This is a genomic window from Blautia sp. SF-50 (assembly GCF_900101315.1).
Lineage (GTDB): Bacteria > Bacillota > Clostridia > Lachnospirales > Lachnospiraceae > Blautia_A > Blautia_A fusiformis.
Map to the genome: position 1 here is coordinate 49,291 of NZ_FMUW01000011.1, position 13,625 is coordinate 62,915.

The following is a 13,625-nucleotide window of genomic DNA, read 5'->3' on the forward strand; positions in this document are numbered from 1 at the left end:
ATAAATAATCCGCAAGTTTAGCGATATACGAGGAGGAAATTCTCATGGGTAAACAATCCACCAGGGAAAACAAAACAATTTACCAGCTTTGCCGCGAAGCGGCAGGACTTACAAGAGCAGAAGCCAGTGAAAGAATGGATGCTGTCTCTGATTCAAAAATTGAAAAATTTGAATATGAAACACAAGAACCTACGCCTTATGATATCCTCCAGATGGCAGATGCCTATAAAAGACCAGATCTTTGCAATTATTATTGCTCTCACAAATGCGAAATCGGCTATCGTTATGTTCCAGAAATAGAAATGACCGATCTGTCAAATATCATTTTGGAGACAATTGCCAGTTTAAATGAAATCAATCCTCTTACCGGTCGTCTGATCCAGATTGCCCGTGACGGTAAGATCAGCGATGATGAAATGAAAGATTTTGCTTATATCAGTAAAAAACTTGATGAAATTTCTTTAGCCATAGACTCTTTGAATCTTTGGGTAGATAAAACAGCTGGAGAACAAGGGCTCAATCTTGAACTCTTAAATGCCGAAAAAGAAAAATTAAAATAATCCATAACACCACGAAAGGATTACGACTATAGAATAACACCAACCGCAATCAGTGTCTTTAAAGTTGAATTAATCTATAGAAACTGCTATCATATTTTTATCAGAATTTTCCAAGTAAAGGAGGACATGAGTGAATCATGAACGTAATGCCAATTTCCGAAATCATCGAAAAAGTAACCATGATTTGCAAAAAAAATAACGTAAAGCGCCTTGATTTATTCGGTTCCTTCGCCACAGGCACTGCGACCCCTACCAGTGATATTGATTTTGTAGTATACGGCTGTGATAATCTAATGCAGTTAGAAGATGATCTTCAGCAGATTGAAACGCTAAGGAAAATTGATATTTTTGACTTTGACAGTATAAAAAATGAGTATTTATTGGAGGATATAAAAAAATATGGAAAACAAATTTATTAACCGCTATAACACTTTCTGTAAAAGTCTCTCCAATCTTGCAAAAAGCAAAACAGCCGACCCCAAGACCGATTTTGTTCTCGAAGGAACTATTCTCAATTTCAGTCTTACTTTCGACATCTCCTGGAAAGTTATGAAAGATATTCTGATCAAAAAAATGGGAATTCTTGATTTTGCAGTTGGCTCTCCACGCGAAACTCTGCAGCAGGCATTTACCAATGGTATTATTGATGATGACACCTGGCTACAAATGCTGAAATCCAGAAATCATTTGTCTCATGATTACGATGGTACTTTCGCCGCAGAGAAATTTCAGGACATTATAAATATTTATTATCCTCTTTTTGAAAAATTCAAAAACGATGTTGCGAAATACTATAAACAGTAAATCAACACCAGTGAAACATTTTTCACATTTACCACTCTTCACATTTAATATCACTTATCTGCTCGATTGGAATAACCGTTTGATCCGTCATAATGATGGTATGCTCGTATTCGTCTATCTTTTTTACAATACCAGAGCACGTAACATAGGAGCCGCCTGCTTTTTTTGCATCGGGAATAAAATAAGTTATCGATACTTTCTGTTCTATACCGATATTATTTCTGATTATATTGATTCTTTCATTCAGCTGAGCAATCGCTTCCTCGCTCAGTTCCAATCTTTCATCGGTCAATCTTGCCGTTTCCTTTATCGCAGCATCATGTCCGGTCAGGGCTGCAAAAGGAGCAAATTGCGCTGCCCGATCCCGAAGTGGCATTTGCGGATGATTCTTAGAGACCGGATGCGGTAAATTAATGATATCGTCATAAGAATTATTTTTCATCCTCTTTCAACTCCTTTACGCCTTATGACCGCCAATCTGTTCATTTCTGTCCCTGGCGGTTGCACCTTCCTGAAGATTCATCCCCTTCAGTACAGCGTTTTTTCCAAATTTCTTTTTGATACTGAGCATTGCTTCCTGCATACGTTTTTCGCGATCCAGCGCAGCCTCCTCCTCTTCCTGCTTTTTCCTTTGCGCCTCATAATCCGTAAAAAGATCCAGCTGCTCATATACTTCTTCTTTCTTGACAGAACTTTCATCCACAAGCCTGTTCGCTGTGATATTGATTCTTCTGACAAGCAGGTTTCTGTCAACGATCCTGTCATATAACTCTATTACTGCATCCGTTATCATCTTGGTTGAGGCAGTCTGTCGTTTCAGATTGGTCGTTCCATGTGCATGTTTCGGAATTCTTCTTCCATAACGGTCGATCGTAACCTCTCCATGATACTGCTTTCTCCTGTCGGCATTGTTCAGATTCTCAATATCATAACCAACCGTCAACACGATCTGATCCGTTACAAGCTTCTTATCCACCAAATCCAAAACCATCTGGTCCGTCATCTCTTTGACGACTAATTTTGCTTTTTCAAAATCATAAGGGCAATGAAGTACCTGCCCGGAACAAACACTGTTCGTTTCCGGCTTATAAGCCTTGACCATTTCCATGGTACAGGGCTCATATCCCCAGGCATGGTCGATCAGCAGCTCTGCATTAACACCAAACAACCTATATAACAGGTCTTCATTATATAACTCATTTTCTTTTCCGATGGAACATCTGGCAATATCTCCCATTGTATAAAGCCCGTATTCTTCCAGCTTCTTTGCATATCCTTTTCCTACTCTCCAAAAATCAGTAAGTGGTCTGTGACCCCAGAGTTTCCTTCGGTATGACATTTCATCCAGTTCTGCAATTCGTACACCATCTTTATCTGCTTTAATGTGCTTCGCCACGATATCCATCGCAATCTTACACAGATACATATTCGTTCCGATTCCAGCAGTTGCCGTTATACCTGTCGTTTTCAGCACATCCTGTATCATGGTCATTGCAAGTTCTCTTGCTGTCATATTATAAGTATGCAGATAATCCGTTACATCCATAAATACTTCGTCGATCGAATACGGGAAAATATCTTCCGGCGCAATATATTTCAGATAAATACTGTAAATTCTGGTGCTGTATTCCAGATAGAGAGCCATCCGGGGAGGAGCAACAATATAATCAATCTCCAGTTCCGGATTGGTATCTAATTCTGTGCTGTCATCAGAGGCTCCGATAAAAATTCTGTTCGGCACTTTCCATCTGCGGGCGCTGTTGGCTTCTTTTACTTTTTGAACAACCTCAAATAAACGAGCCCTTCCTGGTATCCCATAACACTTTAATGCTGGCGATACCGCAAGACAGATTGTCTTTTCTGTTCTGCTTTTATCTGCAACCACAAGATTGGTCGTCAAAGGATCCCGATTTCGTTCTTTACATTCCACAGACGCATAGAATGACTTAAGATCGATTGCAATATAGGTTCTTTCCTTTTCCATCATTCTACACCTCCCGATTCTCCTGTGTTCTGTTTCTAATTCTTATTTATCCTGCCCGGAAAACTTTCTCATCATAACAATCCGCTCAAGGATTTCCTACCTGAATTTTTCAACATCATTCGTCCGTTTGCGCACACCAGCTGCTGCAGCATGTCCACCTCCGCCAAACGTCTGCAGAAGTTCGTTTACATTGATCCATTTTCCATCAGACCGGAAGGAACAACGCCAGCGATTTTCTTCTTCCTCATACATGGTAAAACATCCTGTTTCTTACTTCCACGCCTTCCAGATATCCGGCTGATATCCAAGAGTGGATTGTTTTCCATTACGAACCACCGGTGTCTTAATCACCTGCGGGTTTTCCAGCACCTTCTTAAGTTTATCTTCCTCTGCAATGTACTTAATGAGCGCAAGCAGATCCTTGTCCTTGCCCTCCCAGTTGATCATATTTTCCAGTCCACCATTTACCTGGGCAACCGAATTGAATTCACCCTTACTCATGCCCTTTTCTTTCATATCAATAAACTGAAACTTGATCCCACGTTCCTTAAAGAAACGTTCTGCTTTCTTTGTATCATTGCACTTCTTTGTTCCAAAAATCTGTACGTTCAAATCAATTCTCCTTATCCATTGCCATATGTATCATTTTCTCAAAGGATTCTCTAAAATGCTCATCATCCTCCGATGTTCGTTTTCTTGGGCCTCTTAAGTGCTTCTTTCCGGATGCCCTTCGTGCTTTCTTATTCAGATGCCGTTCCATAAGCATCTGGTCAATATTCTCATTCGTATACCATTTCCCAGATTGATGAATCGCATACGCATTTTTTCCTAATGCCATTGCAGCCACACCGTAGTCCTGTGATACAACAATATCACCTTTATGGCAAATGCTGATCAGTTTATAATCCACGGCATCTGCTCCGGCTCCAACTACGATCACTTCACTGTAATCAGAAGATAACACATGATTGGTATCACACAACAACGTTACCGGAATACTGTTCTCTTTTGCAACTTTTTCAACAATACCGACTACCGGACAGGCATCTGCATCAACAAAAATCTGCATATCTTCTCCTTTAATTACACATAAATGGCGTACGAACCTCGATGAGATTACCACTCGGATCATACAGCCTTACAAGCTTCTGCCCACCTGCAAGTTCTGTTAGTTCAGTGGCATATCGGACGAAATACTTACCAGATTCATATTTTGCAAGCAATCCATCTATATCAAAATCCTCGAAATACAATTCCATCCTGTTATTGAATGGTGTAGAAGTTTCATTCAATGTTCTCCTCCATATGTCGGCATCCTGCAAAACAAGTCCCTCCGATAAGATCACATTACCTTCATTCTTAAGAATCACTTGCAGTCCAAATAAGTCTTTATAAAACTCTATGGATTTTTCTATATCATCCACCACGATCAGTACGTTTTTCAGCATATCCGTCACCTCACAATCCGCTTTGAGTCAAGCGAATATTCGCAATCCGCATGCGGTTAAATAATCTTTCCAGACAAATGATCAATTTCATGCTGGCAAATCTGTGCTGTCCATCCTGACAATTTCTGGCGCTGTTTTTTCCATTTGAAGTCATAATACTCTACTTCTATTTCCTGGTATCTGGTCGTCTTACGAACACCATCCAGCGACAGACAGCCTTCTTCTGTCTCATACATGTCACGTTTTGAAACAATCACCGGATTGAACATCACAACATTTATGAATCCCATATTCACAATGATGATATTCTTCTTTACACCAATCATGTTCGCCGCCATACCAACACAACGTTCTCTGTTCGCCTGCAGCGTATCCTGCAGATCCTTTCCAACCTGGATGTCAGCTTTCGTGGCCGGTTCAGATGGCTGGCCTAAGAAGAAAACATCTCTTACTATTTGTTTTACCATTTACTTTCTCCTGTACTCTAATTCTTATCTATCTTGACCAGAAATCTTTCTCGTCATAACAATTCGCTCAAATATTTCCTGTTCCTCTTTCATTGTTCCAATATTTTATTATCTAACACCACTTTACAACTTTTTCATAAAAAAATATCGTACAGGACTTTCTGATGTATAATGAATTTGACCCAAAACATTACAAAGGAAAGTGACCTTGTACGACAAAAACATTATACAACGAAAAAACACTGATTGGTAGACTTCATCAATATTTTTTGATTTATTTTGAAACTTTTTCTGTTCCGACAGCAGATACCTTATTTCTGCTGATATTATCCATACTGACCTTGTGTTATAACCTTTCATCTGCCAGTCCTCCTTGGATTTTTCTTCTTTTTTGATGTTATCATCTTACAATAAATGGCTGTGCGAAAATCCCGACAACCAACTGGTTCTATGGCGGAGATAATTGGGTCCTATGACAGATTAAACGCTGATTAAAGGCCTTTAATTGCCAACTAAACTACGAAGAATTCAAAAATCATGTTGCAGATTTGGAGGCTTCCATTCACGCTACCGATAATAAGATTCAGCAAACGAGGCTGGCAATTCAAAATCAACAAGTAATTCAGAAACACTTTGAAGTCTATCGGGCCTGTCGTGACATCATACGTGCTCAGAATTTGGTATTCACAAACTTCCGTCGACTGAAAAACTGCAGCGACAACAGATGGAACTAGAAGAAGAACTGTCCTCAGCAAAAAAAGAAAAGCAGGATCTCCAGAAGCAACAGAATACCCTGCATATAATTGAAAAAAATTTTGATGCTATGATCCGCAAAGCTGGTATCAAGGTTCCGGAGAAAGCGCCTTCACCAAGAATCTTGAGCTCTTAAATGCCAAAAAAGAAAAATTAAAATAAGCCATAACGCGACGAAAGGCAATGAACCATTTCTGACTCATTACCTTTTCCTTTACATACGCTGTAATTGATTGACGATACTTTCTGTTCTTCGAATAGCTTCTTCTACCTGTCTTTGTGCATTATTGATTCGATCCTGGACCACCCAGTCCACAACAAAACCATCAAAGAAATAATCCGCAAAAGAAAGAAAATCTCCAGTATCGATATTCAAGTTACATACCATATTTACATCATTTAATTCTCTACTGAAATTACGAAGATCATACTTTGCCTGTTCCATATTCCGTTTAGCCTGATCAATTCTAGAATGTTTTAGCATCGTAGTGAAAAAACCACCGCCAAACATATCTACCAGTCCCCAGTTCTTTGCACTGTTTAAATTTTCTTTTGCTGCCTGAAGACTGTTCAAAGCTCTACGTCCAGCTTCAATTGCTTCTCTTTTTTCTTTTTCAATATCATATCCCATTCGTTTTCTCCTCCTGATCGATTATGAATGTGACGTCACCAATGCTATAATGCCACCGACAATCAACAATGGAAAAGCAATGTACATCAGTCCACCTACAACCATACCAATCAATATCACCGGGAAGAAAATAACTGTGCAAAGTAATTTCATAATTCCCCAGGATGCTCTTAACCCAAAAACAAAAAATTTTCCAACAAACCAAATCATACAAATTGCAAATAATAACGATAACATTTTTTTACTCCTTCTGAAACTCATTCTGATATGTGTCTTTCATTTTTTCTGTTCTTTTTCTGCTAAATATTCAGATGTGTTCTTTATGCCAAGCTTATTACTGAATGCCGGATTTTTCTCCATCTTTTCTATTATCCGGATTAATCGAATTCTCTGTGCCGCTTCCATCTGATCACCCCATTTATATTCTGTTTTTTTGTTGATATTGTCACTATAACAAATTTATTTTTCATAATACACATCCACCATGAGGAATTGCATCTTTATATTTCTCGAATTTTGAGAATTCTGTCTTTATATTTCTCTGCACGAATTGTTTCCTATCTATGCTGCCTCTTTTATAATAAGCATATCCGAGCAACATCATAAATTATTATTAAAAGGGAGATTATGCTATGCGAATTGAAAACTTGCAAAATGAAAACAGAAAATATGCGAAAAGTATCGAAAACTTCCATGTGCTTGAATATGTGCAGGATGCCAGCGTTTCACCTATGAATGCAATGAATGAGTATTTCATGAGTAAAATGAATGTCAGAAGAAGACAGGTTGTTATTGATATTGATAAAGACCATTCAGCTGTTATCCAGGCTGGTGCCATGCAATGGATGGGTGGTAATGTACAAGCCACATCTGGTGTAAAAGGTATCGGAGATTTCCTTGGAAAGGCACTCAAGGGTGCGGTTACAAAAGAAACCGCAGTTAAACCGGAATATGTTGGTGAAGGCTGTCTGGTATTAGAACCGACATACAAATATATTATCCTTGCAGACATTGGCAAATGGGGACCAGCCGGAATGACAATTGAAGATGGCATGTTCCTGGCTTGTGATGCAAATGTAAAAAGTAAAGTTGTAGCCAGAAAGAACCTTTCATCAGCAGTATTAGGTAGCGAAGGTCTGTTTAATCTGAGTTTGCAGGGAAATGGTGTAGCTGCACTGGAGTCTAATGTTCCCGAAGATGAATTGATTGAAGTCATATTGGAAAATGATGAACTGAAAATTGATGGAAACCTTGCTGTATGCTGGTCATCAAATCTTGAATTTACCGTAGAAAGATCTACAAAAACACTTGTCGGATCTGCAGTTAGCGGAGAGGGTCTGGTAAATGTTTATCGTGGAACAGGACGGGTACTGATGTGTCCGGTCGCACCGACAACTTCCTTGTTTGAGTCCACTAACACCATGGCAGCTAAAGCTGCTGCTAAATCCAGCAATACATTTGGAAAATAAGTGTAAAATACATTCTCTTGTAACCAACAAACGCCGATATAGGATTATAAAAATCCTGCATCGGCGTTATTAATTGTGATCATTTTATTTTCTTTATTCAGATGAACTGCTTATCATCAATGCAAATTTTTAATTCTTTTCAATTCCATCCGGCATATGATCTTTCTCAGTTATTTTTCGAATGACCCGGCATGGATTTCCAACTGCCAAACTATACGGCGGAATATCTTTTGTTACAACACTCCCTGCACCAATTACACACCCTTCTCCTATGGTGACACCACCACAAACAACCACATTGGATGCCAGCCAGCAATTATCCTCTATAGTTATTGGCTTCGCATATTCAAGATTGTAAAAACTTCCATCTTCTCTTTTCCTAATATTGCGTTCTTCAGGTAATAATGGATGCATAGGAGTTGCCAATGTAACATTTGGACCAATCATCACATTATCGCCTATATGTATTTCACATACATCTAAACATGTAAAGTTAAAATTAGCAGAGCTGAATCTTCCAAAGAACGTATTACATCCGTAATCAAAATAAACAGGCGCCTGTAAATAGGGGAGTTCCTCTGTTGCTGGCAATAATTCCCTCAATATCTGTGCTTGTTCTTCTTGATCATCTTCATCTGTCGAATTGTATTTTCTTGCTAATTTACGTGCATTCACGCGTAATTGCTCCAATTCTTTATCCGTTGGATCGTACAACTCTCCACTTAGCATTTTTTCTCTTTCAGTCATTTCCGATAACCTCTAAATTCAAAGTTATAAATATCAGTTTCCCCACTCTCTCATGGTCTGCAATATTTTATCTAATGCTTTTGCACTTTCCGTCATCAAATACGGACATAGCCATAACCATATTATCTACTTTTAGATCACTGGAAAAAATATCCATCGCAGAAGGTATCTGTTTAAAATTAATTTCAATAATTTCTTCATAGTTCTCTTCTGCAAATCTTTCAACTATATATGTTTTTCCTGTTTGTCTGGCTCCCTGAATTACAAGACATTTTTTGTTTTTTGAATCTACCCATTTTTTATGTAATGCGTCACTTTTCTTTTTAACATAAAACATCTCCTGTTACCAAATAATATTTTTATCAAGAACAACTTTGTAACATTTTTAATTACTATATTTCTTTTATCATCAACATTTTAGAATATTATATCATTGATCAATATATATTAAATGACTTTTTCCATTTCATACAATCTCTTCTGAAGCTCCGGTTCAAAGAAATTCTACATTCCTTCATCAAAGCTTATGAAAGGCTTCTCCATATCTTCAGTTGTGAAAATCAGGGCATTTTCGTTACTTTTCTTAACCGCACAGTCTGTGAAATTTTTAAATTCCTTATCAGTGACCGGCTGCTGCATATGCTTAACATCAAACAATACTTCTGTGTCAACCAGACTGTTTCCTGTTCAGGGTTTATTTGAACTCCAATATTAATATTACCATCTGTGAATAATATTATTTCATTTTTCATCAATAAGACCTTACACATTCTACCCTATCACACTCGCACCAAATGGCATGAAAGAGAGTCTTGCCATCTTGAAGAACTGCTTTCCAAATGGAATTCCAACTATCGTAATGCACCAAATGCAACCCACTATCAGGTTTCCAAGTGCCATTTCCCATCCAAAAAATATAATCCATATAAGATTTACCAGAAATGAAAACATGCCATTTCCATACACGATTTCTTTTCCAAACGGCCAGAATGCCAGGGTTGCAAATTTAAAGCATTGCAGACCTACCGGAATTCCAATAATTGTAATACACCATATACATCCTGCAAAAATCCATGCCAGTCCGCCCAGTAATCCTCCAAATATAAACCAAAGGATATTACCTATAGTTTTCATGACAACATCTCCTCCTCATCCAATGTCTAATATTCTTTTGCAATTTCCTCTGTTATCTCATATATCTCTTTGAATTTTTCTAAGTCCTCTGGAGATCTGATCAGCATGATTTCTTCGATTTTTCCAGTCCGTATGTCTTTGAATCCTGCTACTTCTTCTAAATCGGTGTCGTTCTATCTGTATGCCCGCCTCTGTGCGGGCTATTCTCGTTCAATGATTCGCCAAAAATCGAACTTTCCTATAAAGGAACAAGAAGGCAAAACTGCACTGCCTTTCCTGGCCAGGTACAATTCCACCTCTTCGCATTCCTTTTTTGTTATTTAATGTATTCTTTTATTAACATCTGATCTTTCAGACAATGCTTAAATACTTTGTTATAGGGGATTCAGATACCGTCATATTTTTCTCACTAACGATGCGATTTTCCTGATGCTCCGACACTTATCTGTCATTTTGTTTCTACTTCAGTTCCTTTGCCAAACATGTGTCACGTTTAATGTATTTAGCGATTGTATCAGTTAATTCCTCCATGTTAATCGGCTTGGAAATATGGTCATTCATGCCTGAATCCAGGGATTCCTGAATATCATCTATAAAAGCATTTGCAGACAAAGCTATAATTGGAATCGTAACTGCATCGGATCGCTCTATACCTAGGGCTCGAATGGCTTTCGTTGCTTGGTGTCCATCCATGTTTGGCATCATAATATCCATCAAAATAAGATCGTATGTGTCTCGTGGATGATTTTTAAACAAATTCACGACTTCTTTTCCATCTGATGCGCGTGTTACGGTCATACCGGCATCTTCCAGCATTATCGTAGCAAGTTCAGCATTTAGATCATTATCCTCTGCCATAAGAACATGAACACCTGTCAAATCTCTATGTAGAGGTTGTTTTTGTTTTGATTGAATAACTTGTTCTGTCAACTCTAGTGGAATCTCCACAGTGAATGTAGTACCTACACCTTTTTTGCTCTCAACAGCAATTGAACCGCCCATCATATCTATATGTTTTTTTGTGATGGCCATGCCAAGACCGGTTCCCTTATATTTAGTTCTGGCATTAGCATCATCTTCTTGTGAAAACGGCTTGAATAATTCTTTCTGGAACTCTTCACTCATGCCAATCCCATTATCTTGAACAACATAACGAATTATGATATGTTTCTCATCCGTTCCGGGGTAACTGCTGATATCCAAAGTAATCTTTCCACCGTCCTTTGTGAATTTCACAGCATTGCCAAGAAGATTCACCAGGACTTCTCAAATACGCGTAACATCCGCAAGGACATATGGATTCTTTGGTCTTTCTCGATGTACTTCAAACTTAAGATCTCGGTTATAAAGAAGTCCATTCATAATCGCCTGGACGTTATCTGTCAATTGAGTAATGTCCACTGGCTCAGGCGAAATGATAACTTTTCCGCTTTCAATGCGACTGAAATCCAAAACGTCATTCAACAAAGAGAGAAGATGATTCGAACTTTTTTGAACTTTCTCCAAGCTATCATGAATATCTGAAACCGTGTTCTGGTGAAGCGCAATGTTTGTAAATCCAATAATGGCATTCATCGGCGTTCTGATGTCATGGCTAATATTAAGCAAAAACGCAGATTTTGCTTTGTTGGCAGCATCTGCTTTCTCAGCAGCGTTCATTAATAATTGTTTTTGTTTTTGCTCTTCTGCCTTGCTTTTCTGGTAAACATAATAGGTATATAGACAAATTAAAAGCAATACAGCTCCTGCGACTAAACCGCAGATGATGGAAATATGATTCGTCTCTTCAACCATTCCATAAGCTGATTGCATATCCATTTCAATGCAAAATGCGCCAATGATTTCTCCTGTCCCATCATGATTTGCGCTTACAGGATAGCAAGCCGTAAAAATCGGACCCCATGTTGTATCAATGATATCCTGAGAGTACACATTCTCCCCAGAAATAGCCCTATCAATATACGGAACCATTTCTTCCTCAATATAATCTCCAGGGTGTCTTACATCATCCGCATCCGGATCCAAACCGTCTACCACATAAACGAATTTTCCTTCTTCATTTTTTGTAGCGGTGTAAATATATCGAGTAGAATTCAATGTTCTGATTTCATTGAAATATGAAGAAATATCCTTATATAATTGCTTCTTTTCATCAGATTGATCTTTGATTTGATCAAAATCTTCTTTGCCGATTCTTCCATCCACAAGTTTGCGTACTGCATCTGCACTCGCTGTATCACGCGCAATTTCTGTTTCAAGGGCGGTCTTAGTGTAAGAACTTTGCAGGATAAATGTGTACAGTGCTATTACAAAAATTATCAAAAGCCCCATAAGCACAAGGATACTGCCTGTATTCTTCAGTCTAAGGAATTTCTTTTTCTTCAAATTAACTCCTTCTTTTGTTCTCTTCATGTCGTTCACTCATATCCTCCAAATTCCAATTTAACGCTTTCTTTCACTGAAACATATTTCGTCTGTTAAAACACTATGTTCCGTTTTTTCGGTTTTGTATTTACTAAGTGACTTTAAGTTTTCTGTTTTATTTTTAAAGTTTATCCACTTTTCATTCTCTTCCCAAAATCCGAATATACACATCAAATTATTTACTTTATCATATCACAGCAACATATTATTCCACAATCATTTTTCAAGACATATGTCCATGACATTTTTCCCAAAAAGGATAAAATATCTGATTGACAGTCTTGCAAACTTGAATTGTTCAAGCTTTTCAAATACTAACGTCCTTAATTCTGTTCAATAATTGATTTATAGTAGTTACCAAAGTCAGCAAGTGAATTAACAATTGGAAGCATTTTTGTTCCGAGTTCCGTTAAGCCGTATTCAACTCTCGGTGGCTGCTCATGGTAATCGTGGCGATATGCCAGCCCATCACTCATCATTTGTCTTAAACTATCTGTCAAAACCTTTTGTGAAATACCATCTATACTTCGTTGTAGCTCATTGAATCTCCATGGACGCTCTTTCAAGTTACGCAAAATCAGCAATTTCCATTTTCCTCCGATAAGAGATACTGCTGTTGCAACTGGGCATTCCGGTAATTCTTCTTTTGCTCGCATAATTCTCACCTCCGAGTCTATTGTAACACATTCATTTTTGAGTGCACAGTTACAAAAAGGTGCGTACTTGTTTTTGTATGTGTCTCACACTATACTAATACCAAGCAACCAGAAACTACAAATTAACTATGGAGGTTATTATGGCAAATTACACAAAAACAACTATTGGAAAGGAAAACCGAATTGAGCTGCATGAAAAGTTGTCTTTAACAGGTGCAGAAATCAGTTTAAACGAACTACCTGCAGGAGCAAATGTCCCATTTGTTCATTCTCATAAAGAAAATGAAGAAATCTATGGAATTCTTTCAGGTAACGGCAAGGCCATAATTGATGGAGAAGAAATCAGCCTTTCAACTGGAGACTGGCTAAAAATCGCACCTGCTGCAAAGCGTCAGTTTTTTGCATCCGATATTTCTGGAATTACTTATATCTGCATTCAGGTAAAAGAAAATTCTCTGGAACATTTTACAGCAGAGGATGCCGTAATCGGCTAATTAAAAGTATTTATTTACAAAAATGCACAGTTCACGATAAGCTAAGAACTGTGC

The 13,625-nt window shown here is 38.0% G+C and carries 23 protein-coding genes and 1 pseudogene; 6 read left to right on the forward strand and 18 right to left on the reverse strand.

Features of this window, described 5'->3' with window-relative positions; genetic code table 11:
- Positions 1-44: 44 nt before the first annotated feature.
- The 3 genes from BLP57_RS08735 to BLP57_RS08745 all read left to right on the forward strand — a co-directional run bounded on the left by BLP57_RS08735 (position 45) and on the right by BLP57_RS08745 (position 1,364).
- Positions 45-560: a helix-turn-helix domain-containing protein gene (locus BLP57_RS08735; RefSeq protein ID WP_092071021.1), complete on the forward strand. Its 516-nt coding sequence runs from the start codon at positions 45-47 to the stop codon at positions 558-560.
- A 137-nt stretch (positions 561-697) separates the two neighbouring features.
- Positions 698-979, forward strand: a complete 282-nt coding sequence (locus tag BLP57_RS08740) for a nucleotidyltransferase family protein (protein WP_092071024.1) — start codon at positions 698-700, stop codon at positions 977-979.
- Positions 960-1,364 carry an HI0074 family nucleotidyltransferase substrate-binding subunit gene (locus BLP57_RS08745; RefSeq protein ID WP_092071027.1) on the forward strand — a complete coding sequence of 135 codons (405 nt, stop codon included), beginning with the start codon at positions 960-962 and terminating at the stop codon, positions 1,362-1,364. Before BLP57_RS08740 ends, BLP57_RS08745 begins: the two co-directional genes overlap by 20 nt.
- A gap of 28 nt (positions 1,365-1,392) precedes the next feature.
- Here BLP57_RS08745 and BLP57_RS08750 read toward each other — a convergent pair whose 3' ends face one another.
- From BLP57_RS08750 to BLP57_RS08780, 7 genes are all read right to left on the reverse strand, one after another.
- Entirely contained in the window at positions 1,393-1,806 is a 414-nt protein-coding gene (locus BLP57_RS08750; RefSeq protein ID WP_059086564.1) for a hypothetical protein, read from the reverse strand.
- Between the two features lie 15 nt (positions 1,807-1,821).
- Positions 1,822-3,348: a Y-family DNA polymerase gene (locus BLP57_RS08755; protein WP_092071133.1), complete on the reverse strand. Its 1,527-nt coding sequence runs from the start codon at positions 3,346-3,348 to the stop codon at positions 1,822-1,824.
- Positions 3,349-3,444: 96 nt separating this feature from the next.
- Positions 3,445-3,600 carry a DHHA1 domain-containing protein gene (locus BLP57_RS08760; protein WP_092071030.1) on the reverse strand — a complete coding sequence of 52 codons (156 nt, stop codon included), beginning with the start codon at positions 3,598-3,600 and terminating at the stop codon, positions 3,445-3,447.
- Positions 3,601-3,618: 18 nt separating this feature from the next.
- Complete coding sequence (locus BLP57_RS08765) at positions 3,619-3,960, reverse strand: arsenate reductase family protein (RefSeq protein WP_092071033.1); 342 nt, start codon at positions 3,958-3,960, stop codon at positions 3,619-3,621.
- A 1-nt stretch (position 3,961) separates the two neighbouring features.
- Positions 3,962-4,417 (reverse strand): YaiI/YqxD family protein, encoded by a 456-nt coding sequence (locus BLP57_RS08770; protein WP_092071036.1) that lies wholly within the window; start codon positions 4,415-4,417, stop codon positions 3,962-3,964.
- Between the two features lie 10 nt (positions 4,418-4,427).
- Positions 4,428-4,796 (reverse strand): VOC family protein, encoded by a 369-nt coding sequence (locus BLP57_RS08775; protein WP_092071039.1) that lies wholly within the window; start codon positions 4,794-4,796, stop codon positions 4,428-4,430.
- Positions 4,797-4,852: 56 nt separating this feature from the next.
- Positions 4,853-5,263 (reverse strand): peptide deformylase, encoded by a 411-nt coding sequence (locus tag BLP57_RS08780; protein WP_015526465.1) that lies wholly within the window; start codon positions 5,261-5,263, stop codon positions 4,853-4,855.
- Positions 5,264-5,987: 724 nt separating this feature from the next.
- Between BLP57_RS08780 and BLP57_RS18015 the strand changes: the two genes are divergently transcribed.
- Positions 5,988-6,152 (forward strand): hypothetical protein, encoded by a 165-nt coding sequence (locus tag BLP57_RS18015; protein WP_021650101.1) that lies wholly within the window; start codon positions 5,988-5,990, stop codon positions 6,150-6,152.
- Between the two features lie 78 nt (positions 6,153-6,230).
- Here the strand turns inward: BLP57_RS18015 and BLP57_RS08785 are convergent, their stop codons facing one another.
- Genes BLP57_RS08785 through BLP57_RS18450 form a run of 3 tightly spaced genes read right to left on the reverse strand, consistent with a single transcriptional unit; the run spans position 6,231 to position 7,052 of the window.
- Positions 6,231-6,647, reverse strand: coding sequence for a hypothetical protein (locus BLP57_RS08785; protein WP_092071042.1), 417 nt, complete (start codon positions 6,645-6,647; stop codon positions 6,231-6,233).
- 21 nt (positions 6,648-6,668) lie between these two features.
- Positions 6,669-6,884 carry a hypothetical protein gene (locus BLP57_RS08790; RefSeq protein WP_015526469.1) on the reverse strand — a complete coding sequence of 72 codons (216 nt, stop codon included), beginning with the start codon at positions 6,882-6,884 and terminating at the stop codon, positions 6,669-6,671.
- A 39-nt stretch (positions 6,885-6,923) separates the two neighbouring features.
- Positions 6,924-7,052: a hypothetical protein gene (locus BLP57_RS18450; RefSeq protein WP_015526470.1), complete on the reverse strand. Its 129-nt coding sequence runs from the start codon at positions 7,050-7,052 to the stop codon at positions 6,924-6,926.
- A gap of 227 nt (positions 7,053-7,279) precedes the next feature.
- On the opposite strand from BLP57_RS18450, the gene BLP57_RS08795 reads away from it, so the two are divergent.
- A complete protein-coding gene (locus BLP57_RS08795; protein ID WP_059086559.1) occupies positions 7,280-8,116 on the forward strand; it encodes an AIM24 family protein in 837 nt (278 codons plus the stop codon).
- A 129-nt stretch (positions 8,117-8,245) separates the two neighbouring features.
- Here the strand turns inward: BLP57_RS08795 and BLP57_RS08800 are convergent, their stop codons facing one another.
- The 8 genes and pseudogenes from BLP57_RS08800 to BLP57_RS08830 all read right to left on the reverse strand — a co-directional run bounded on the left by BLP57_RS08800 (position 8,246) and on the right by BLP57_RS08830 (position 13,077).
- On the reverse strand, positions 8,246-8,863 hold the full coding sequence (locus tag BLP57_RS08800; RefSeq protein ID WP_059086558.1) for a sugar O-acetyltransferase: 618 nt from the start codon (positions 8,861-8,863) through the stop codon (positions 8,246-8,248).
- Positions 8,864-8,930: 67 nt separating this feature from the next.
- Complete coding sequence (locus BLP57_RS08805; RefSeq protein WP_059086557.1) at positions 8,931-9,200, reverse strand: AAA family ATPase; 270 nt, start codon at positions 9,198-9,200, stop codon at positions 8,931-8,933.
- 167 nt (positions 9,201-9,367) lie between these two features.
- A complete protein-coding gene (locus BLP57_RS18020; protein WP_207646701.1) occupies positions 9,368-9,520 on the reverse strand; it encodes a hypothetical protein in 153 nt (50 codons plus the stop codon).
- A gap of 114 nt (positions 9,521-9,634) precedes the next feature.
- Positions 9,635-9,997: a YccF domain-containing protein gene (locus tag BLP57_RS08815; RefSeq protein ID WP_092071045.1), complete on the reverse strand. Its 363-nt coding sequence runs from the start codon at positions 9,995-9,997 to the stop codon at positions 9,635-9,637.
- 26 nt (positions 9,998-10,023) lie between these two features.
- Positions 10,024-10,155 (reverse strand): annotated as a pseudogene (locus BLP57_RS18680) (aspartate dehydrogenase); the annotation flags it as partial.
- Between the two features lie 301 nt (positions 10,156-10,456).
- On the reverse strand, positions 10,457-11,254 hold the full coding sequence (locus BLP57_RS18030) for a response regulator (protein WP_207646698.1): 798 nt from the start codon (positions 11,252-11,254) through the stop codon (positions 10,457-10,459).
- Positions 11,255-11,263: 9 nt separating this feature from the next.
- Entirely contained in the window at positions 11,264-12,409 is a 1,146-nt protein-coding gene (locus BLP57_RS18035; protein WP_242872588.1) for a sensor histidine kinase, read from the reverse strand.
- Between the two features lie 335 nt (positions 12,410-12,744).
- Positions 12,745-13,077: a winged helix-turn-helix transcriptional regulator gene (locus BLP57_RS08830; RefSeq protein ID WP_008373705.1), complete on the reverse strand. Its 333-nt coding sequence runs from the start codon at positions 13,075-13,077 to the stop codon at positions 12,745-12,747.
- 140 nt (positions 13,078-13,217) lie between these two features.
- Here BLP57_RS08830 and BLP57_RS08835 point away from each other — a divergent pair, with 140 nt between their 5' ends.
- The gene (locus BLP57_RS08835) at positions 13,218-13,571 is read left to right on the forward strand and encodes a cupin domain-containing protein (RefSeq protein ID WP_004614173.1); all 354 of its coding nucleotides are present in this window, start codon (positions 13,218-13,220) and stop codon (positions 13,569-13,571) included.
- The last annotated feature ends 54 nt before the right edge of the window (positions 13,572-13,625 follow it).